We start from the raw sequence: 20,574 nt of genomic DNA, 5'->3' as shown, positions 1-20,574 counted from the left end.
ACGATTCTCCATAGAAAGGAGGTGATCCAGCCGCACCTTCCGATACGGCTACCTTGTTACGACTTCACCCCAATCATCTACCCCACCTTCGGCGGCTGGCTCCTTGCGGTTACCTCACCGACTTCGGGTGTTGTAAACTCTCGTGGTGTGACGGGCGGTGTGTACAAGACCCGGGAACGTATTCACCGCGGCATGCTGATCCGCGATTACTAGCAATTCCGACTTCATGCAGGCGAGTTGCAGCCTGCAATCCGAACTGAGACCGGCTTTTCTAGGATTCGCTCCACCTCGCGGCTTCGCTTCCCGTTGTACCGGCCATTGTAGTACGTGTGTAGCCCAGGTCATAAGGGGCATGATGATTTGACGTCATCCCCACCTTCCTCCGGTTTGTCACCGGCAGTCACTCTAGAGTGCCCAACCTTACTTGCTGGCAACTAAAGTCAAGGGTTGCGCTCGTTGCGGGACTTAACCCAACATCTCACGACACGAGCTGACGACAACCATGCACCACCTGTCTCCCCTGTCCCGAAGGAAAGGCCTATCTCTAGACCGGTCAGGGGGATGTCAAGACCTGGTAAGGTTCTTCGCGTTGCTTCGAATTAAACCACATACTCCACTGCTTGTGCGGGTCCCCGTCAATTCCTTTGAGTTTCAGCCTTGCGGCCGTACTCCCCAGGCGGAATGCTTAATGTGTTAACTTCGGCACCAAGGGTATCGAAACCCCTAACACCTAGCATTCATCGTTTACGGCGTGGACTACCAGGGTATCTAATCCTGTTTGCTCCCCACGCTTTCGCGCCTCAGCGTCAGTTACAGCCCAGAGAGTCGCCTTCGCCACTGGTGTTCCTCCACATCTCTACGCATTTCACCGCTACACGTGGAATTCCACTCTCCTCTTCTGCACTCAAGCTGCCCAGTTTCCAGTGCGACCCGGAGTTGAGCCCCAGGATTAAACACCAGACTTAAACAGCCGCCTGCGCGCGCTTTACGCCCAATAATTCCGGACAACGCTTGCCCCCTACGTATTACCGCGGCTGCTGGCACGTAGTTAGCCGGGGCTTTCTTCTCAGGTACCGTCACTCCCCTAGCAGTTACTCTAGAGGACGTTCTTCCCTGGCAACAGAGCTTTACGATCCGAAAACCTTCATCACTCACGCGGCGTTGCTCCGTCAGACTTTCGTCCATTGCGGAAGATTCCCTACTGCTGCCTCCCGTAGGAGTCTGGGCCGTGTCTCAGTCCCAGTGTGGCCGTTCACCCTCTCAGGTCGGCTACGCATCGTCGCCTTGGTGAGCCGTTACCTCACCAACTAGCTAATGCGCCGCAGGCCCATCCGTAAGTGACAGATTGCTCCGCCTTTCCCAAATCCCCCATGCGAGGAACTTGCGTATCCGGTATTAGCTACCGTTTCCGGTAGTTATCCCAGTCTTACGGGCAGGTTGCCTACGTGTTACTCACCCGTCCGCCGCTAAGCTAATCAGGAGCAAGCTCCCGATTAACTCCGCTCGACTTGCATGTATTAGGCACGCCGCCAGCGTTCGTCCTGAGCCAGGATCAAACTCTCCAATAAAGTTGAAACTTATTGAACAAGCTGATAGCTCATTTTGAATCTGACGAGATCGGATCGAATTTCAAGGCCGGAGTGAACCGGTTTGAAATTCATCCTTAAATCTCAGTTTATTACTCACTCGTTGTTCAGTTTTCAAAGATCAAACTTGATCATTTTGCTATCGCTTCGTTTCAGCAGCGACCTTTATAAGGTACCACACTGTTCGCCCTTTAGTCAAGGTCTTTTTTTGTTCCACCATTTGGGAATCTCTTGTCCGGCTTGTCCCGCCAGCGAAGCGATTTATAATGTACCATAGATGATCAAGCCGAGTCAACCGTCAGATCACCATTAGATCATAGTTAATTTCAGGCCGACCAACAAAGCGACGCCGGGCAAGCCAAGCACCAATACCGTGCTTAAGGTAACCGGATTCAATGGAATATACGCTTCAGTCAACAATCCGGAGAAATTGATCACATAGATGCCAAGCGCTGCCAGAACGATATGCAGTCCGAGCCGCGAAAGCCACACCAATCCGACTTTACGCGAGAACAAAATATAGAGCAGCAGCACCAGGGATACGACAAAAATGCCGATCAGCACAAGCTTCATCTTTTTCCCCTCCCTCTATCAAATGTTCACGAGCTTTCCCCAAAATAGGATCCGTTTCGAAAGGCGTCCCAATCCACCTGAGCTTGCTTTGCCGCTTTGAGCTGAATTTGGTATCTTCGCTCCGCCGCCTCCAGGGTGTAGATCGCCACGTCCACCTCATCGTGTCCCACCGCCTCCTGAAAAGCGACGGAAGCCCGCTCCCACTCCCTTAGCGCTTTGATGACCTCCATATACAACTCCTGCTTGTACTCCATCGCTTCGTTCCTGCGAATCAGGTTTGAGCGGCCTTCGCCTCCCCAGAGTTTGAATCTCTTCAAGTTTGATCGCCTCCCAACCGGTTTTATTTCATGTGTATCGGGGAAAGGACAAACTTAGAACAGCGGCGGCGGCAAAAAAAAGAACTTTAAGCCCCAAACGAAAGCGCAGGGCCTAAAGTTCTCCGGTTTGCTTCAAAAGAAAAAAATCTAATTTAGTTCTCGGCGCCCTTCCAGCGCCTTGGATAACGTCACTTCATCCGCATACTCCAGGTCGCCGCCAACCGGCAGCCCATGAGCGATCCGAGTGACGCGAATATCGAACGGCTTGACGAGACGAGAAATATACATGGCGGTAGCCTCCCCCTCAATGTTCGGGTTCGTCGCCAAAATCAGCTCCTTCACCCGTTCATCGCTTAACCGGTTGAGCAGCTCTTTGAGCCGGATATCATCCGGCCCCAAGCCTTCCATTGGCGAGATTGCCCCCTGCAGCACATGATAGTAGCCATCGAATTCCTTCGTCCGCTCCATCGCCACCAAATCCTTGGATTCCTGCACGACGCAAATCACGGAAGCGTCGCGGGTCTTATCCTGACAAATCCGGCAGGGATCCGTATCCGTGATGTTGCAGCAGACGGAGCAGTAATGAAGGTTGCGCTTCACACTCACGAGCGCTTTGGCGAAATCGATGACGTCGTCTTCCTTCATGCGCAGCACGTGAAAAGCCAGCCTGGCCGCCGTCTTCGGCCCGATGCCGGGCAAATGGGTAAAAGCATCGATCAGCTTCGCGATCGGTTCGGGATAATACAATGGGGCCTTCTCCTTCAGTCCGTATAATTAGAACAGGCCCGGAATTTTCATTCCGCCCGTAAACTTGCCCATGTCCTGGTTCGCCAGTTCTTCGGCTTTCGTCAATGCGTCATTGACCGCAGTGAGCACCAAATCCTGCAGCATTTCCACGTCGTCCGGATCCACGGCTTCCGGTTTGATCGTTAAGGACAAAACCTTCTTATGGCCGTTGACCTGCACGGTCACCACGCCGCCGCCGGCACTGCCTTCTACGGTTTTGCTCGCGAGTTCTTCCTGCGCTTTGAGCATTTGCTCTTGCATTTTTTTGACTTGCTTCATCATTTGGTTCATATTATTCACTTCGTTCACATCTCCTTAAATTTTAGTTATTCCTTGATGACGACCAAGTCATCCCCGAAAATATTCAAGGCTTCATCCACCCAAGGTTCTTTCCCGGATTCGCCATCCTCCGGCGGAGGCTCCAATTTAAACGGTTCACCGCCGGGCTGTTCGGACGCGCCTTGCAGCGCATCGGTCCAATCCTTCAGCATCATGGTCACCAAATGGTACGGTTTGCCCAATTGGCGTTCCATGACCGTTTCGATCACCTGCTTATTGGCCGGCTTCTCGGTCGTCTCGCGGTGAATATCGTTTTTGAACGCGACCAGCACGTTATCCTCCGATACCGATACGGGCTCTCCGTTCACAAACCACGCATGGATCGTAATCTTGGCATCCTTGACGGCCTGGAGTACCTGGTTCCATTTTTGCTGGATTTCCAGGAAATCCGGGCTGTTGCGAGCCGCAAGATACTGATCCATCCCAGCCGGGATTTTCGCCTTCGAGGCCACGCGCGGAGCTGGGCTGCGCGAAGGGCGATTTCCTCCGGCCGCCGCGCCTCCCGCGCTGCCGCCGCCTGCGGCGAGCCCCCCCTGCAACGCTCGTTCCAGCTTCGCCTCCAATTCGGCAAGCTGACGGCGGAGCTGCTGGACCTCGGAGGGATCGGCCGCCGCGCCGGCACCCGCTCCCGCACTGCGGGCCGAAGCCGGCTGCTCTACGGCGCCCTCTCCTTCAAACGTGCAGATCTTCAGCAAAGCGACCTCAAACAGCGTTTGCGGTTGGACGGCGTATTTCATTTCCGTCTGATAGTGATTCAGTGTGTCGATGATGCGGAACAACTGCGGTCTCGAAAAGCCCTCGGCAATCTCCGCAAAATCCTGCGGATCCAGCACGCGTTCCGTCAACTTGTCCGCCTTCGGCACCATTTTGACCATCAGCAAGTCGCGGAAATAATAGAGAAGGTTCTCCATGCATTTGTCCGCGCTTTTGCCCTCCTGCATAAAGCCGTCGATCATCTGCAGCATCCCGCCGATGTCGCCGGCCAGCAGCGTCTTTGCCAGTTCCGCAAACTGCCGGGAGGCGATGCCGCCGGTCATATCCAGCACCTGCTGGTACGAGACCTTGCGGCCCGAGAAAGATGCGATTTGATCCAAAATGCTTAATGCATCGCGCATCCCGCCGTCGGACAATCTGGCGATATACTCGATCGCTTCCTTCTCGGCTGCGATGCCTTCCTGCTCGCAGATCATCCGCAGCCGTTCGCTTTGCTCCTCCAGCGATACCCGTCGGAAGTCAAAGCGCTGACAGCGCGAGATCACGGTTGCGGGCAAGCGGTGCGGTTCGGTGGTCGCCAATATAAACATCACATGCGGAGGCGGCTCCTCCAATGTTTTCAGCAGCGCGTTAAAGGCTTCCGTGGTCAACATGTGGACTTCATCGATAATATAAACCTTCTGCCGCACTTCCGTAGGGGCATATTTGACTTTCTCCCGCAAATCGCGGATCTCCTCAACCCCCCGGTTGGAAGCGGCGTCAATCTCAAGCACATCCATGACGGCGCCTGCCGTAATCCTCCGGCACGCATCGCATTCGTTGCACGGTTCCGCCGCAGGTCCTTTTTCGCAGTTTACGGCTTTGGCCAAAATCTTCGCGGCACTGGTCTTCCCGGTTCCCCGCGGACCGCTGAACAGATAAGCGTGCGACAGCCGCTGCTCACGGATCGCATTCTGCAACGTGCGGATGATATGCTGCTGCCCCACCATGTCTTGAAACGACTGCGGCCGCCAAGCCCGGTACAGCGCAATATGCTCCATTATGCGGCACCTCTTTCTTTCCTCAAACGACGGTTGTCGTTTCCTTATTATACTATAGCCATTTGGTCTATGTACAAAAAAACACCTCTGTCCGCAGACAAAGATGTATTCTTATCGAGTATTCACCGTGCACCTGTTATTGATCGTTGCGATCCGAGCGGCACCTTTACGGCATGACTCGGGACAGGCTGCCCTCCGGCACAGGAGTGATACTGCTTATGGCTGCTTCCTTCCGGACCTGACCAGGTTCGCAGGTACTCCTTGCGGAGGACCCGTCCGTCAACGTCTGCCGTAAAGACCGGCCTCACATCGACAAGACCTCTAACAGGACTTCAACCTCGCTACAGCGGATTGCGAGTTACAGGGCACCGCTACCTCCCCATCTAGCACGGTGAAACTAAGTATATCTCATGCCTGTACAAAATGCAACCGGAGGGAAGAAGTTGGCTGGAGTGTCCGGCCTATGCCTCGATTGTCACTGATTTATGCGTCTTCTTCTCAATGCAACTCTAGTTTTATTTTGATATATTAATAGAATAAGAAACTGGAACTTAAAGAGCATAAGAGAGGGGAAACAAATGAAATCAATCGGGAAACTCTTGCTTGCCAGCGCTCTTTTGGCCGGAAGCCTGGCCGGAATGCAGCCGCCTCGGGCGGAGGCGGCACCATCGGTACGGATCATGCTGGACGGATACCCGCTGGCCTTTTCCGGCGAACCGATGATCGTGAACGGCACGACGCTGGTTCCGTTCCGCTCCATATCCGAAGCGCTCGGGATTACGGTCACCTGGAATCAGGCCTCCAAAACGATCACCGCCGTCAAAGGCGCAGGGGCCGATGCGATTCACGTGCAATTAACGCTCAACAGCAAAACGGCGAAGGTGAACAACGCCTCCATTCCATTGGCAGTCGCGCCCAGGTCCGTAGCCGGCAATACACTGATTCCGCTCAGCTTCTTCAGCCAGCAGTTTGGCGCCCAGGTCGGGTGGGATCAAGCTTCGCGGACTGTATCCATCGTCTCTCCGCAGGAGCGAATGTATACGCTGGGCTTCTACGCCATTTCCTCCTTCTCGGAGGTCGGGGTGGTTCCTAGTCTGGACGCCGTCGCTTTCGGTTGGGGCCGTATCGACGAGAGTGGGCAATTTACGCAAACCGGCGGGTCGGGCGAGGTGTTCAAGCTGCCGCAGCCATCGGGCGAAACAACCGCGGACAGCCTGGTTGCCGATGCGGCCAATGCACGAACTCTGCCGTACTTGATGGTTTATTCCGGCGATACCAAGGGCGAGCTGACCAAAATCATCGAAGACCCGACATTGCGCCAACAAGCCATCAGCGATATGGTCAAAGCCGCTACAGAGAAGGCGTTCCAAGGCATTATGCTCGATTTTGAGGGACTGGGCTTAACGACGGATAAGACGGCGACGCGGCAAGCTTTTAACAATTTCGTCAAAGAGTTGTCCAAGCAGACTCGGGCGGCTGGGCTCAAGCTTTCTCTCGCCCTTCACCCGCTGAACTCATCTTATCATGGGTATGATTATAAGACGCTGGGGGCGCTCGCGGACGAGATCGTGATTATGGCTTACGATTACCTTCCGGGTGATAACAAAGACAAGCCGCAGCCTCTGGATAAAGTAGATGAAGCGATACGGCTGGCTTTGCAGGAGACCAACGCCAGCAAGCTGATCCTCGGTCTTAACCTATACAGCGAAGATCATAACAGCGTCAAAACATTGACCGGTCTGGCGAAACGCTATGATTTGAAGGGTATCGCCTTATGGCGACTGGGCATCATCAATGCTGAAGAGTGGACCAGCCTCAAGCAAAGCGTAGAGTTCAAGAAGTAAACATTCAATACTAAGCAGGCGGGAGTTGAGGGCGGACGGGTGTCGGCCATCGTCTTCGGCCTGCATATTTACTTGTACCGCCTCATTGCCTCCCACTTACTTATTTGTACCGCCTCTTCGCCTCCCACTTACGCCTCTCTTCTGAGTATGAACCGCAGCCTCTCCTTTTGAGACTGAACTGCAAAAGTGCAGTTCATTTCGCCAAATCATCCTATATTTGCCGCTTCAAATGCAAAAGTGCAGTCTATTTCTGCCTATTGCTGCGAATCCCCCCCTTTTCCGCCTTTTTGAAGTGCACTTTTACATTCCAACAAGCATATTGTCCGATTTGAGCTCCGATCAACTGCACTTTTACACTTGGCGAGGGTCACTAAGGGCGTTGGGAGGCAGTTGGGAGGCAGTTGGGAGGCACAGTTGGAAGGCAGTTAGGGAGTCAGTTAGGGAGCAGTTAGAAGTCAGTTGGGAGCCGCCCGGCCCGTCCAGGGGCAATCCGGAAGAGCCTCGGCGGAATCGGAGGTGTCGGCAAGCATTCGAGCCCGTCCGCAGGCGTCGAAACGTCTGCGAGTATCGGAGCCCGTCCGCAGGCGTTGAAGGCCCTCCGAGAACATCCGAGTCCGTTCCACAGCGTCGGGGTTAACTAGTTGAAGAACCCTTCGAAATAACCACGCCTTCCCTCTACCAATCAAACGCATCCCAATCCCGCCGCACCACATCATACCTCAGAACCCGCCCGGACTCGCCGCTGGAATCGGCACGAAGCCAGCCCAGTCGGCATAATTGCTGCAGATACCGCACGGCAGTTCGATGATTTACGCCCAGCTGTCCCTCCACATCCTTCGGACGAATGGGCTTGCCCCATTGCGCCGCCTGCAGCAGCGTAGATTTCAACGCCAACGTGGGCAAGCTCGTCTGTCGGGGCGCCTCGAAACGGCTCAAAAACATCCGAAGCAGCATGATGCTAATTTCGGGCTGTCGTTCCACATCGTCATAAGATAAGGAAATCACTCGGTAACCCAAAGCTTGGAGAAAGACCTCCCTGTTTAACTCCCGGCTATACATCGTGCGGTCCATATCCCGAACATGCGGCCCGTAGCCTTTGATTTCAATAATAAGCTTCACGGCTTCCGTCAACCAAGCGAAGTCCGCAAAATACGAGCGCCCCCGCCAATCCGCGATTTCATACTCCGGATGCAGATCGTCCAAGCTACTCCGCAATGGCCACCATACGTTACGCAAAAATAGCTGCTCGCCATGCCCATGACCCCGCACCAAACGATCCTTCCGTTCGCCGGACCGACGTTTGCGATGCGACTGCAACCATAGCCGATATACTTCCTCAAATTCCATATGCAACGCTCCCCTGACCTTTGTTAAATAACCCGAACCAATCCGCCGGAAAAAGAAAAAAACGCCTCCGCCCATCATCAGATAGGCAAAGACGTTCTTCGTCATGTCGTTTGTGCAGAAATATCTTAGATACCGTATTTCTTTTTGAATCTATCCACACGTCCACCAGCATCCAGGAATTTCTGTTTCCCTGTGAAAAATGGATGGCAGTTGGAGCAAATTTCAACGCGCAGGTCTTGTTTTACGGAACCTGTTTCGAACGTGTTACCGCAAGCGCAAGTTACCGTAGTCACGTGATATTTCGGTTGAACTGCTTCTTTCATCACTTTCACCTCTTTCCGCCCTGAGCCTCAGTCGTGCCCAGAGTTATAATGACACATAATCGCATTATAGCACGGGCCTTTCTTTCACGCAATTGCCTGTTTTATCCTCGCACCTTGACGCGGGCCAATTCGGCCGGAGGCACATGCGTATACGACCCGATGACGACATCCGGGAGCTCCTCCTGGAAAATCTCGATGGCCTGCTTCATGCCGAGAATCTCCCCTTTGGCCCTCGGTATCAAATCCAGATAGCTTTCGGGGTCAATGTTCAGGTTGCGCAGCTGAATCAGCTTCAGCTTGCTGCGCCGGGCGAATTCGATCATCGCTTCGACTTCTTCCTCGCGGTCCGTCACCCCGGGGAAAATCAAATAGTTGATCGAGGTGTAGACCCCTTGATCGGCAGCATACTTCAACGACTTCTCGACATTCGCGAGCGTATAGCCGCGCGGTTTGTAGTAGGCGTTGTAGTGATCGTCCAACGCGCTGATTGTGCTGACCCGCATCAGATCCAAGCCCGCATCGACGATCCCCCGGATATGATCGGATAGCCCTGCATTCGTATTAATGTTGATGTATCCCATGTCGGTCCGGCGCCGAACCTCGCGAATCGCCTCGATAATCAGCTTGGCCTGCGTGGAGGGTTCCCCTTCGCAGCCCTGGCCGAAGCTGATGATCGATTCCGGCGTAGTCAGATGCTCCAGCATGACTTCAACCAGCTCCTCGACGCGCGGGCGGAAGTTCATCCGCGTCTGCGGCGAGACGAATCCGCTGTCGTCCGGCTGCTCGGAGATACACCCGAAACAACCCGCATTGCAAGAATAAGAGACGGGAACCGCCCCTTCCCAGCGATTGAGAAACGTATTGGACGCCGTCAGGCATTCATAACCCAAGGCGCAGTTCGATAAATGCTCGTACAGCCGGTTTTCCGGGTAACGGGAAGTATAAGCCTGGACTTGACTCTTCAACGCAAGAGGATCGCAATTCAGCGGATTCCACTTCTCGGGATCGTCGGACAAACGGGCCGTTACATAAAATCGGCCCTCCTTCCAGACCACCGCCGAATAACCGAACAATGGCAGCTTATAGTCCTTGTCGGTCTTCACATACCCCGGCAGACAAAGACGGGTATAGCCTTGCGGAAGCAGAGCGCCTACCGCCTGAACATTGCCGGGGAGCGGCTTCATCTCGCCGGTATCCGGGTCCATGCCGATCGGCCGGGTGGACGGCAGACCTACCAAGGTTGCCCCATCCGGAAGCGGAATCAGCTCATCCTCCATGATTTCCACAATCATATCCGCGCTGCGAGCCAAGCCGAACAGCGACGGGTGATCGTAGACCTGTCCTTGTTCATCTGCATACACTAAGTACATGGTGTTCTCCTCTTGTATCATCACGGGAAGAGTGCCCTCCCGGATTAGCTCTCTTAAACCGTGGAATTATGCGTGCTTCCGGCACCCGAAGAAGCCGAACCGGTGCGTGGAGATGCCGAGCCCGACCGGACCGGTCGGCGTGCCCCGCCGCTGCCGCCGCCCGAAGGGGGGTTGCCGGAGACGTCGAAGGAGGCCAGAAACTCGGCATTGGTCTTGCAGTCGCGCAGTTTTTTCAGGAACCCTTCGACAAAGTCGTAAGAGTCGTTCATATTTTTGCGGATCGACCAGATCGTATCGAGTTCTTCTTTGCTGAGCAGCACTTCCTCGCGGCGCGTGCCGGAACGGCGAATGTCGATGGCCGGGAAGATCCGGCGTTCCGCCAGCTTCCGATCCAGGTGCAGTTCCATATTGCCGGTGCCTTTAAATTCCTCGTAGATAATATCGTCCATCCGCGAACCGGTATCCACCAAAGCGGTGGCCAAAATCGTCAGGCTGCCGCCTTCCTCCACGTTCCGGGCCGAGCCGAAGAACCGTTTGGGGCGATGAAAAGCGGCCGGGTCGATCCCCCCGCTGAGCGTCCGTCCCGACGGCGGAACGACCAAGTTATACGCCCGGGCAAGACGCGTAATGCTGTCCAGCAAAATAACGACGTCCTTCTTGTGCTCCACCAGCCGCAAGGCGCGCTGCAGCACAAGCTCCGCCACCTTGATATGATTCTCCGGCAGCTCGTCGAACGTAGAGGCGATGACTTCGCCTTTGACCGAACGCTGCATGTCGGTTACCTCTTCCGGACGTTCGTCGATCAACAATACGAACAACTCAATTTCGGGATTGTTGGTGGAGATGCTGTTGGCAATTTCCTTAAGAAGCAAGGTCTTCCCTGCTTTCGGCGGCGCCACGATCAAACCGCGTTGGCCTAATCCAACCGGGGCGAGCAAATCCATAATACGGGTAGATAAGTGATTTGGGGAAGTTTCGAGCACCAATTTGGTCTGCGGATAAAGTGGAGTCAATGCTGGGAAATGCAGACGTTCCGCCGCGATGGCCGGGTTCTCGCCATTGACGGCGTTAACTTGCAGGAGGCCGAAATACCTTTCGTTTTCCTTCGGCGTCCGACACTTCCCGGATACGAGATCCCCGGTACGCAGATCAAACTTGCGGATTTGCGAAGCGGAAATGTAAATATCCTCCGTACTGGGCAAATAATTAATGGGTCTCAGAAATCCGTACCCTTCCGGCAAAATCTCGAGCACGCCTTCCATGAACATCAGCCCGCTTTGTTCGGCCTGTGCCCGCAAAATGGCGAAAATCAGTTCTTTCTTCTTTAATTGGCCGTAATAAGGGATTTGGTACTGCTTCGCCAGCTTGTACAGCTCGGTGAGCTTCATCCCTTCCAGATCGGCGATTTGAAGATCCATATTAAAATAACCACCTATTCAATTTTATTAAAATCTATGAAGTAGGGCATAATGATAGACTTATTCGCCTAGTATGCCCTATCTTTGGCAACTTATGCGGATCAGCGAAAAGTTATTCTTCCGCCTCCCGCCATACATCGGCACCCAATGCGCGCAAATTCGGCACCAGATGGTCATACCCCCGGTCAATCAGCTCCACGCCGAAAACCTCGGTAACGCCCTCCGGCACGGTTAACCCCGCCACGACCAGCGCCGCCCCGGCGCGCAAATCGGCCGCCTTGACCTTGGCCGCGTTGAGCGGTCCGCCGTCGATGATGGCCGAACGGCCCTCTACGCGGATTTTTGCCCCCATCCGTACCAACTCCGGCACATGCTTAAATCGGTTGCTATAAACGAAATCGCTCAGCACGCTGACTCCTTTCGCCTGCGTTAGCAAGCTGGTCATCGGCGATTGGATATCCGTCGGAAAACCGGGGTAGACTAACGCTTTGACGTCGACATGATAATAGTCCGGGCGGCCGACCACGCGGATACTCTCGTCAAGTTCCTCCACATGAGCGCCCATTTCCAGCAGCTTCGCCGTCAACGCCTCCAAGTGTTTCGGAATGACGCCGTCGATCAAAACATCGCCCCGCGTTGCCGCGGCAGCAATCATGTAGGTCCCGGCCTGGATGCGGTCGGGAATAATGGAATGGCGGCAGCCCTTCAGTTCGGTAACGCCTTCAATCCGGATCGTCTCCGTGCCAGCCCCTTTAATCACTGCCCCCATGGAGTTTAATAACGTTGCCACATCTATAATTTCAGGCTCTTTCGCCGCATTTTCGATAATCGTAGCGCCTTTGGCTCTTGTCGCCGCCAGCATAATGTTAATGGTCGCACCCACACTGCTGACGTCAAGGTAAACCTTCGCGCCGCGCAGCTCCTTCGCATGCAGATGAATGGCCCCGTGTTCGTTGGTCACGGTCGCCCCTAACGCTTCAAAACCTTTGATGTGCTGGTCGATTGGACGAGGCTCAAAGTTGCAGCCCCCGGGTAAGCCGATGGTAGCTTCTTTGAAACGTCCTAACAAGGCTCCCATCATATAATAGGAAGCCCGCAGCTTCTTTACCGGCCCGTTGGGCATCGGAATCGAACGGATCTGGGCGGGATCGATGCGCATCTGACTGCCGTCCCACATGACACGGGCACCCAACTCCTCCAAAATCTCCGAGTATACCGCCACGTCGCTCAAAATCGGCAAGTTATCCAGAACCACTTCGGATTCTGCCAGGATCGCGGCCGGAATCAACGCGATCGCGCTGTTTTTGGCGCCGCTGATCGAAACGCTTCCGCGCAGCGGACGTCCGCCACGGATCATTAATTTCTCCATAAGTCCAGGATCCCCCTACGTATTTGCGTCGGTACACAGCCCATGATTTTAGGCGGCAGAAATGGAAAGACACCGTCTAAGCGGTGTGCTCTCCAAGTCCCCTTATTCAACTGGACGAACCAATCCCTTGTCCCGTCCTAAAGCTTGCGCCGCAACCCGCCCTAACGGGAATACGGCGCATGCGCTTGACGTTGATCCTTAAGCTTTGTTGTTGGAACCAAATTCGCGGATTTTGCCAACAACCGTCGCTTTGATCGCGTCACGGCCAGGAACGATGTATTTACGAGGGTCATATACATCCGGTTTCGCGGCCAATACTTCGCGGACCGCTTTCGTGAACGCAATTTGGTTCTCCGTGTTCACATTGATTTTGGACGTACCCAGCGAAATCGCTTTGGTGATATCATGTGTCGGAATGCCTGTCCCGCCATGAAGCACCAGCGGAAGCTTAACGGCATCGCGGATTTCTTCCATTTCTTTGAACCCGAGGTTCGGTTCGCCATGGTAAGGACCATGCACGGAACCCAAAGCCGGTGCCAAAGTATCGATGCCGGTTTCTTTGACGATGCGAACGCACTCGTTCAGATCGGCATATTGGATGCCGCCGATGACGTCGTCTTCTTGACCGCCGACCGTGCCGACTTCGGCTTCAACCGAAACGCCCTTGGCATGCGCGTAATCAACGACTTGCTTCGTCATCGCGATGTTCTCGTCGATCGGATGATGGGACCCGTCGATCATGACGGAGGTAAAGCCGGCGTCGATCGCTTCTTTACATTTATCAAAGCTCGAACCATGGTCGAGGTGAATCGCAACAGGTACCGTAATTTTCATGTCGTGCAGCAAGCCTTCCACCATTTTGACAACGGTGTAGAAACCGCCCATATGACGGGCAGCCCCTTCGGAAACGCCCAAAATGACCGGGGATTTCTCTTCTTCGGCTGCAGCCAGAATCGCTTGCGTCCATTCCAAATTATTGATGTTGTACTGGCCTACGGCATATTTGCCGGCAAGGGCTTTGTTCAACATGTCTGTCATCGATACTAATGGCATGGGTTTCAATCCTCCTAAGGATGTGGGATTTTATCTTATTTAGCCGACATTCACACACTTTTTTATTATACCACAACCTGTCAAAAATACTATTCATGCTTTCCTTCCGTTTGTGAACGCCTTGTGCTGATACTTACGAAAATACCTTCACCGCAAAACCCGCAACTGCCCGCAACTGTAAATTTGATACTAATTATAGGAATAGTCAGAAAATGGACTCAAAAGAGTATTTCCGTTATCGTTTTAAGAAATATCTTTAATAAAGGATGTTTTGTTCAATTTCCCCATACACAAAAAGACCTTAATTCGTAGAGAACCGTGAATTAAGGCCCAAATTTTTCCGTTATATAGAGTTACCCTGCAAATATTTTATCTTCTTTAATTGGGGCAGGGCGTTCTTTTATCTCAATATTCTCTATGCTTAAAAACTGAAACGGTAATGACTCAAGATACTTATATTCCTCTATTTTCTCGGTATCTTTCTTCCATTCCCCCTGAGCGTCCTTAAGATAAATTTCTCTTTTTACAGGCAATCCTGTTAGCTCATCGATATAAACAATCTCTTTTTGATCGGTCTGTTCCGATGTTACCTGTTGCAAAGATCTCCCATCTTCCTTCAAAGTTTGTGTCATATTCCATTTTTTCAACTTCAGTTCTTCCTTTTGTTTTTCTAACAATGAAATTTTTAGAATCCGTTCATTTTCCGCAGCAATATTTTTGGGAAGTAACCATGTGGTTCCCACGAGTTTACCTGTTTCATGATCTCTCCCAATAGAAGTAACTCTTTTTCCACCTTCAGAAACAATAATTTTATTTTGAAGCTGTCCATTAAGATATGTTTCACTTACTTCCACCAATTTAATTTTATCACGAACATGAACCGTATAATCTTCTGCTGAAGTTGAAACTTTAATATATTCGACTTTTCCAGAAGTTGATTTGTCAGCCGCCTCAATTACTTGGCTCTGGGCGCTTACCGATCCATCTTTATTACTGAACAAAGCGGCTGCACCTAAGAATAATAACCCGAGTAATATGGTTGACCCCAATTTAATATATTTGTTCACTTTAGTCCCTCCTATTCAGCATTTAGATTCCAACCGTTAGCAAAACCATAGTCGGTTATATCGTTATTCCGAACACGCCATGCATTCGGATTACATACAGATGCCGATAACTCCGAATCATATGCAGGCTGATAATCACCAGGGGAATCATAGGTTTGTTTCCTTGAATTTAGATTAGGACAATCACCAGTATAAAGATACGATGTTCTAATTACTTTTGCGGTCTGTGTATAATCATAATTTTTATTTGACAATCCGCTATCACTGTACCAAGCCAGCCAACCCAAAGCAGCATTCGCATAATAGCCTATATTCCCATCAGGATAGTAATTTCTCAACCAATGTTGGCCGTCAGCGCTAACTGGAGAGCATCCATTAGGTGTAGTTGGACAATAATTAACTAAATCTTCACCTTTGCTAACTTGTGCAATTATTGCGTAAGATGTACCCGGTCCACTCCTTACATTTAAACCCGTTAGCTTTACATCCATGACTGTTGTGTGCTTTCCGTACCATCCTCCTTCAGCATATACAGATGTTGTCTGTGAAATAATTAAAAAAACCGACAATAAACCAACAAACAAGCCAATTCTTTTAAACAAATCCAACACCTCCAAAATTTGTATTTCGTATGTATATACACATAAAGCACGAAAAAAGTTTTTCTAAATTTCCAAAAAAATAAATAATAAGTTTATTTATGAAATGAAAATAAAAAAGAACCCCCCAAGATCCGATTGGAAAGCACACCGTAATCCTCAGGAGGTTTATTATTCAAAATATCTTTTGATTTAAAGTACATTTCCGCTTTTAAGCTGCATGTTCACCGCCGCGCGCATTTCATCAATGTCAAAGGGTTTCGTAAAATGCATCAGAGCCCCAAGGTCTGTCGCTTCCTTGATCATATCGAGCTCGCCGTAGGCCGTCATCATAATGACCTTGATCTCCGGATTTGCCTCCTTGATATGTTTAAGGATCTCCAAACCGTCCATGCCCGGGATTTTCATGTCGAGAAGCACCAAATCCGGCGAATCGCTGCGGACGATTTCCAAAGCCATTTTGCCATTGGCCGCCTGAAACGTTTTATACCCTTCGCTGCTGAACACTTCCATCAATAAAATGCGGATACCGTTCTGATCGTCGACAATTAATACTTTCTTCTCTTCCACCGAAAAGCCCTCCTACAAGTCCACCCTGTAATCCTGGTCATAACTAAATACTTCGCTCCCGATTTGCAAAACCCTTCTCCACTGGAAAAAAGAGCCTTAAAAAATCGGTCGCCCCAAAATGGACAGGGGGTCCCGGGACGGGCACCGGCACTTGCGCTTAGTCTGCCTTTAAGACAAATGCGCGATCGAGGCTTTCACAAACTCGCGGAAGAGCGGCTGCGGACGGTTCGGCCGGGAGGTGAATTCCGGATGGAACTGCACCGCCAGGAACCAAGGATGGTCCGGAAGTTCGACGATCTCCACCAGCCGCCCGTCCGGCGAGGTTCCGGAAATGCGCAGGCCGACGCGCTCCAGCGTCTCGCGGTACGCATTGTTGAATTCATACCGATGACGGTGGCGTTCGTACACCAGCTCGTCGTCATAACATTGCATGGCGAGCGAACCCGGCGTCAGCTTGCACGGGTACAGCCCAAGCCGCATCGTGCCGCCGAGATCCTCGATATCCTTCTGTTCCGGCAGCAAATCGATGACCGGGTACTCGGTGGACGGATTAATTTCCGAGCTGTTAGCGCCTTGAAGTCCGGCCAGCGAGCGGGCGTATTCGATGACCGCAACCTGCATCCCCAGGCATATCCCGAAAAACGGAATCCGGTTTTCGCGGGCATAACGAATCGTTCTGATTTTGCCTTCGATGCCGCGATCGCCGAAGCCGCCCGGCACGAGAATCCCGCCGACGCCTTGCAGCAGCTCGGCAACGTTCTTGTCCGTCACTTCTTCCGCGTTCACCCAGCGGATTTTCACGTCGGCATTGGCGTCAAATCCGGCGTGGGACAACGATTCAACCACGCTAAGATAAGCGTCGTGCAGCGCCACGTATTTCCCGACGATCGCGATTTCCACCGTTTTCTCCAGCTTGTTGATGCGCTCCACCAGGCTCTCCCACTCCCGCATATCCGGAGCCGGCGTGGTCAGTTTAAGATGGTTGACAACGATCTCGTCAAGCCCTTCGTCGCGCAGGTTGAGCGGCACTTCGTACAACGTATCCGCATCCCGGCACTCCACGACCGCGCTGGCGTCGACGTCGCAGAACTGGGCGATTTTTCCCTTGATGTCGTCGGAAAGCTCATGCTCCGTCCGGCAGACAATGACGTTCGGCTGAATCCCGATGCTACGCAGCTCCTTGACACTGTGTTGGGTCGGCTTCGTTTTGACTTCGCCGGCCGCTTTGATATACGGAATCAACGTCACGTGAATATACATCACGTTCTCGCGTCCGATGTCGCTCTTGATTTGGCGGATCGCTTCCAGGAACGGCAAGCTTTCGATGTCGCCGACGGTCCCGCCGATCTCGGTAATGACCACGTCGGAGCCCGCTTCGCGCCCGGCGCGGAAGACGCGCTCTTTAATCTCGTTCGTAATATGCGGGATAACTTGGACCGTTCCGCCAAGGTATTCGCCGCGGCGTTCCTTGCCGATGACCGAGGAGTAGATTTTTCCCGTCGTAACGTTGCTGTTCTTCGAAAGATTGATATCGATAAAACGTTCATAATGGCCCAGATCCAAGTCGGTCTCGGCGCCATCGTCCGTGACGAACACTTCTCCGTGCTGATACGGGCTCATGGTGCCCGGATCGACGTTGATGTATGGATCGAATTTCTGGATCGTTACCTTCAAACCCCTGTTCTTAAGCAGCCTGCCCAGCGAAGCCGCCGTAATGCCCTTCCCCAGTGAGGATACGACCCCGCCTGTCACGAAAATGTATTTTGCCACAGCCTAAAACCCCCTAAAGTAGTACGTGTTCACAAACCCATCGGATCGCAGAAATTCAGGCAACTTAGATCATTAGCGTAACCTATTATCCGGTAAAACATAGCCAAAACGGCATAAAAAAACAAAAAAGTGACACCCGCCGAATAGGTCGGGGCACTTTTTAAAAATTCATATGTTATAGGTTTGAATCATAAGCCCATGCAATAGTTTACCCGTTACCCCAGTCCGTGTCAAGTGAAGGCCGCAGGCATTCTCTGAACAAAATAAGGCATGAAAAAGGACGGCCCGGGCCGTCCTCCAAACACCGCTCAACAACTGCAAAACCGATTCCGGGGCGGCTTAATCTTCGTCGCCATTGTCGTAATCTTCGCCGGAATCCAAATCTTCCTCTTCTTCGGCGAGTTCGTCGTCTTCTTCCAACTCCTCGTCCGGAAGCAATTCATCTTCTTCGACGTCTTCCACATCGTCCTCGTCGTCATCCGGGAACAGCTCTTCGTCGGAGTCCTCGTCGATCGCATCGTAATCCTCTTCGTCGTCAGATACGTACGTATCGTCCTCTTCCACGAAATCGTCGTCCTCCAGATCATCGTCGTCATCGTTAATGATGCGCGGACGTTTGGAATTACCGACCGGATCCTCCGAACGCTCGATCGGATACCAGCGCTTCAGGCCCCACAGGTTGGTGCCGACGCAGGCAAACCGTCCGTCGATATTTATTTCCGTATAAAGCTGCGCAATCGCTTCGTTAATTTGGTCCTCGGTCATGCCGCGAAGCCGGGCAACCTCATTCATGAGGTCTCGGTAGTAATACGGCGTATTCGCCGCTTTCAAGATCATAAAGGCCAAGTCGACCATCGGGATTTCCTGGACCTTCTCCGGGTCGATTTTCAAATTCAGCGGGGTACTCACGTTACGGACACTTCCTCTCACGCAAATAGTTCACTATAAAGCAAAGACGAAACCCTATCCATAGGACCGGTTTCCTTCACTAACATATCCATATCACACCTTAGTAAAACCTATTTGGAACCAAATTGCAAGTTTTAAAAGTACACCAAAGTCCCCCGGCAAAAGGGAAGGAGCGGAGAACCCCCGGTTCCCCGCTCCTTGACTGTATCCTTCCCCAAAGAAGGCCCTGGCCCTCTCCTAGGTTTGGCGAAAGCCGTAAGGCCTTCCCTTCATCCTATGTCCAGATTTGTACTTTGACACGCTGTATTGGAGCCAAAAACGGGATGCCGGGCCCATTTCCGCAAAACAGGGCCGCTTCCCCATTCAAGAAAAAAAGGAAAGTCATACTATACTGCAACACGCTTCGTAGGAGGGGCTACTTATACATGGACTACTCCGGATTCCTCAGGTATTTGAACGATCATGTCGACACCTCCGGAAAAAGCGGTCGTATCATCCTCCGCTTTGCGCACTCGGCCGATTTCGCCGAATGCGTACGCCAATTGTTCAAGCACAAGCGCCAGCATCCCGCGCTGCGGCATATCCGCGCCTCATCGCTGCTGCAGGCGCTTATCTGTCCCCTCGGACTGCGGGGGGAAACCGCCCGCTCCCGCTTCGGCCTTCGGATCGAAGAAGACAGCATCGTCAGCGTCCACAGCCCGGCCCCGGCCAATAAGGGGCAAAACACCGTGATCCCTTGGGGGGTACGGCGAATCGGCGCCCCGGAAGCCTGGTCCGTATCCACTGGCTACCGGGTTCGCATCGGCGTCATCGATACGGGGGCCGATTTCAGCCACCCGGATCTTCGCCATTCCCTGGCCCGGGGGATCAATCTGCTGAATCGGATCAGCCTTCCGTACGACGATAACGGACACGGTACGCATATCGCCGGAACGATCGCCGCCTCCGGCGGATCGCAAGGGATGATGGGGGTCGCCCCCCGGTCCTTGATTTTTCCGGTTAAGGCGTTTGACCATAACGGCTCCGCCTTTGTTTCCGACATTATTTTGGGCATCGACTGGTGCGTACGCAACCGGATGCACATCGTAAATATGAGCTTCGGCATGAAAAGCAACAGCGCCTCGTTGCAAAACATCATCCGCAAAGCCCATAACGCGGGGATCGTGGTCGTCGCCTCCTCGGGAAACGACAAAAAGGGCCGCGGCGCCGATTTCCCGGCGCGTTACCCGCAAACCATCTCTGTAGGCGCGACCGGCAAGGACGGCAAAATCGCCTCCTTCAGCAACCACGGTCCCAATATCGATATTTACGCCCCCGGAGAAAAAATCAGCTCGTCTTGGCTGGGCGGAGGCTACCGCGAAATGAGCGGTACCTCCATGGCAACTTCGCACGTCAGCGGCGCCGTCGCTTTGCTGCTGGCGATGAAGCCGGATCTGAAGCCGGGCGAAATCAAGCGGCGCCTGCGCCGCACCGCCAAGCCGCTGCCCGGCACTGCGGCCAAGGCCAAAGGCGGCGGCGCGGGCGAGCTGAGCGCGGCGCGCCTGCTGCGCGCCAAGCCGGGACGCCGCAGCTAGCCGAAC

Annotated in this window: 18 protein-coding genes, 1 rRNA gene and 1 other RNA gene; 2 read left to right on the top strand and 18 right to left on the bottom strand. The window is 52.9% G+C overall.

Annotation, left to right across the window (positions count from 1 at the left end):
* Positions 1 to 14 precede the first annotated feature (14 nt).
* From ACZF99_RS00720 to ffs, 7 genes are all read right to left on the bottom strand, one after another.
* Positions 15 to 1,568, bottom strand: a 16S ribosomal RNA gene (locus ACZF99_RS00720).
* 327 nt (positions 1,569 to 1,895) lie between these two features.
* Entirely contained in the window at positions 1,896 to 2,159 is a 264-nt protein-coding gene (locus ACZF99_RS00715; RefSeq protein WP_483608203.1) for a pro-sigmaK processing inhibitor BofA family protein, read from the bottom strand.
* 26 nt (positions 2,160 to 2,185) lie between these two features.
* Positions 2,186 to 2,476, bottom strand: a complete 291-nt coding sequence (locus tag ACZF99_RS00710; RefSeq protein WP_483608201.1) for a DUF2508 domain-containing protein — start codon at positions 2,474 to 2,476, stop codon at positions 2,186 to 2,188.
* Positions 2,477 to 2,623: 147 nt separating this feature from the next.
* A complete protein-coding gene (gene recR, locus ACZF99_RS00705; RefSeq protein ID WP_059040434.1) occupies positions 2,624 to 3,223 on the bottom strand; it encodes a recombination mediator RecR in 600 nt (199 codons plus the stop codon).
* A gap of 27 nt (positions 3,224 to 3,250) precedes the next feature.
* The gene (locus ACZF99_RS00700) at positions 3,251 to 3,562 is read right to left on the bottom strand and encodes a YbaB/EbfC family nucleoid-associated protein (protein ID WP_483608199.1); all 312 of its coding nucleotides are present in this window, start codon (positions 3,560 to 3,562) and stop codon (positions 3,251 to 3,253) included.
* A gap of 26 nt (positions 3,563 to 3,588) precedes the next feature.
* Entirely contained in the window at positions 3,589 to 5,355 is a 1,767-nt protein-coding gene (gene dnaX / locus ACZF99_RS00695; RefSeq protein ID WP_483608197.1) for a DNA polymerase III subunit gamma/tau, read from the bottom strand.
* A 125-nt stretch (positions 5,356 to 5,480) separates the two neighbouring features.
* Positions 5,481 to 5,747: signal recognition particle sRNA large type (gene ffs, locus ACZF99_RS00690), an RNA gene on the bottom strand.
* Between the two features lie 186 nt (positions 5,748 to 5,933).
* Between ffs and ACZF99_RS00685 the strand changes: the two genes are divergently transcribed.
* Positions 5,934 to 7,199 (top strand): stalk domain-containing protein, encoded by a 1,266-nt coding sequence (locus ACZF99_RS00685; RefSeq protein ID WP_483608195.1) that lies wholly within the window; start codon positions 5,934 to 5,936, stop codon positions 7,197 to 7,199.
* A gap of 675 nt (positions 7,200 to 7,874) precedes the next feature.
* Here ACZF99_RS00685 and ACZF99_RS00680 read toward each other — a convergent pair.
* The 11 genes from ACZF99_RS00680 to rpoE all read right to left on the bottom strand — a co-directional run bounded on the left by ACZF99_RS00680 (position 7,875) and on the right by rpoE (position 18,994).
* Positions 7,875 to 8,651 (bottom strand): DUF559 domain-containing protein, encoded by a 777-nt coding sequence (locus ACZF99_RS00680; protein WP_483608193.1) that lies wholly within the window; start codon positions 8,649 to 8,651, stop codon positions 7,875 to 7,877.
* 20 nt (positions 8,652 to 8,671) lie between these two features.
* On the bottom strand, positions 8,672 to 8,869 hold the full coding sequence (rpmE, locus tag ACZF99_RS00675; RefSeq protein WP_155608687.1) for a 50S ribosomal protein L31: 198 nt from the start codon (positions 8,867 to 8,869) through the stop codon (positions 8,672 to 8,674).
* 101 nt (positions 8,870 to 8,970) lie between these two features.
* Positions 8,971 to 10,239, bottom strand: a complete 1,269-nt coding sequence (locus tag ACZF99_RS00670) for a radical SAM family protein (protein ID WP_483612463.1) — start codon at positions 10,237 to 10,239, stop codon at positions 8,971 to 8,973.
* 53 nt (positions 10,240 to 10,292) lie between these two features.
* On the bottom strand, positions 10,293 to 11,657 hold the full coding sequence (gene rho, locus ACZF99_RS00665) for a transcription termination factor Rho (RefSeq protein ID WP_483608190.1): 1,365 nt from the start codon (positions 11,655 to 11,657) through the stop codon (positions 10,293 to 10,295).
* Between the two features lie 112 nt (positions 11,658 to 11,769).
* Entirely contained in the window at positions 11,770 to 13,026 is a 1,257-nt protein-coding gene (locus ACZF99_RS00660) for a UDP-N-acetylglucosamine 1-carboxyvinyltransferase (RefSeq protein WP_483608188.1), read from the bottom strand.
* A gap of 198 nt (positions 13,027 to 13,224) precedes the next feature.
* Entirely contained in the window at positions 13,225 to 14,079 is an 855-nt protein-coding gene (fba, locus tag ACZF99_RS00655; RefSeq protein WP_483608186.1) for a class II fructose-1,6-bisphosphate aldolase, read from the bottom strand.
* 353 nt (positions 14,080 to 14,432) lie between these two features.
* Complete coding sequence (locus ACZF99_RS00650; protein ID WP_483608184.1) at positions 14,433 to 15,146, bottom strand: hypothetical protein; 714 nt, start codon at positions 15,144 to 15,146, stop codon at positions 14,433 to 14,435.
* 11 nt (positions 15,147 to 15,157) lie between these two features.
* Positions 15,158 to 15,748 carry an SH3 domain-containing protein gene (locus ACZF99_RS00645; RefSeq protein WP_483608182.1) on the bottom strand — a complete coding sequence of 197 codons (591 nt, stop codon included), beginning with the start codon at positions 15,746 to 15,748 and terminating at the stop codon, positions 15,158 to 15,160.
* Between the two features lie 189 nt (positions 15,749 to 15,937).
* Positions 15,938 to 16,315 carry a response regulator gene (locus tag ACZF99_RS00640; protein WP_483608180.1) on the bottom strand — a complete coding sequence of 126 codons (378 nt, stop codon included), beginning with the start codon at positions 16,313 to 16,315 and terminating at the stop codon, positions 15,938 to 15,940.
* A gap of 168 nt (positions 16,316 to 16,483) precedes the next feature.
* Positions 16,484 to 18,085, bottom strand: coding sequence for a CTP synthase (locus tag ACZF99_RS00635; protein WP_483608178.1), 1,602 nt, complete (start codon positions 18,083 to 18,085; stop codon positions 16,484 to 16,486).
* 339 nt (positions 18,086 to 18,424) lie between these two features.
* Complete coding sequence (gene rpoE / locus ACZF99_RS00630; protein WP_483608176.1) at positions 18,425 to 18,994, bottom strand: DNA-directed RNA polymerase subunit delta; 570 nt, start codon at positions 18,992 to 18,994, stop codon at positions 18,425 to 18,427.
* Positions 18,995 to 19,419: 425 nt separating this feature from the next.
* Between rpoE and ACZF99_RS00625 the strand changes: the two genes are divergently transcribed.
* Positions 19,420 to 20,568, top strand: a complete 1,149-nt coding sequence (locus tag ACZF99_RS00625) for a S8 family peptidase (RefSeq protein ID WP_483608174.1) — start codon at positions 19,420 to 19,422, stop codon at positions 20,566 to 20,568.
* Positions 20,569 to 20,574 lie beyond the last annotated feature (6 nt).

Source organism: Paenibacillus sp. JL3B1040 (assembly GCF_057063165.1).
Note: the sequence above shows the minus strand (reverse complement) of the source record. Positions and strands in the feature narration are given on the sequence as shown.

What these genes read in the sequence shown, in the direction of transcription:
- ACZF99_RS00715 (WP_483608203.1), bottom strand. Translation starts at nt 2,159, where the DNA reads ATGAAGCTTGTGCTGATCGGCATTTTTGTCGTATCCCTGGTGCTGCTG.
- dnaX (WP_483608197.1), bottom strand. Translation starts at nt 5,355, where the DNA reads ATGGAGCATATTGCGCTGTACCGGGCTTGGCGGCCGCAGTCGTTTCAA.
- ACZF99_RS00685 (WP_483608195.1), top strand. Translation starts at nt 5,934, where the DNA reads ATGAAATCAATCGGGAAACTCTTGCTTGCCAGCGCTCTTTTGGCCGGA.
- ACZF99_RS00680 (WP_483608193.1), bottom strand. Translation starts at nt 8,651, where the DNA reads ATGACGAAGAACGTCTTTGCCTATCTGATGATGGGCGGAGGCGTTTTT.
- rpmE (WP_155608687.1), bottom strand. Translation starts at nt 8,869, where the DNA reads ATGAAAGAAGCAGTTCAACCGAAATATCACGTGACTACGGTAACTTGC.
- ACZF99_RS00670 (WP_483612463.1), bottom strand. Translation starts at nt 10,239, where the DNA reads ATGTACTTAGTGTATGCAGATGAACAAGGACAGGTCTACGATCACCCG.
- rho (WP_483608190.1), bottom strand. Translation starts at nt 11,657, where the DNA reads ATGGATCTTCAAATCGCCGATCTGGAAGGGATGAAGCTCACCGAGCTG.
- ACZF99_RS00660 (WP_483608188.1), bottom strand. Translation starts at nt 13,026, where the DNA reads ATGGAGAAATTAATGATCCGTGGCGGACGTCCGCTGCGCGGAAGCGTT.
- fba (WP_483608186.1), bottom strand. Translation starts at nt 14,079, where the DNA reads ATGCCATTAGTATCGATGACAGACATGTTGAACAAAGCCCTTGCCGGC.
- ACZF99_RS00625 (WP_483608174.1), top strand. Translation starts at nt 19,420, where the DNA reads ATGGACTACTCCGGATTCCTCAGGTATTTGAACGATCATGTCGACACC.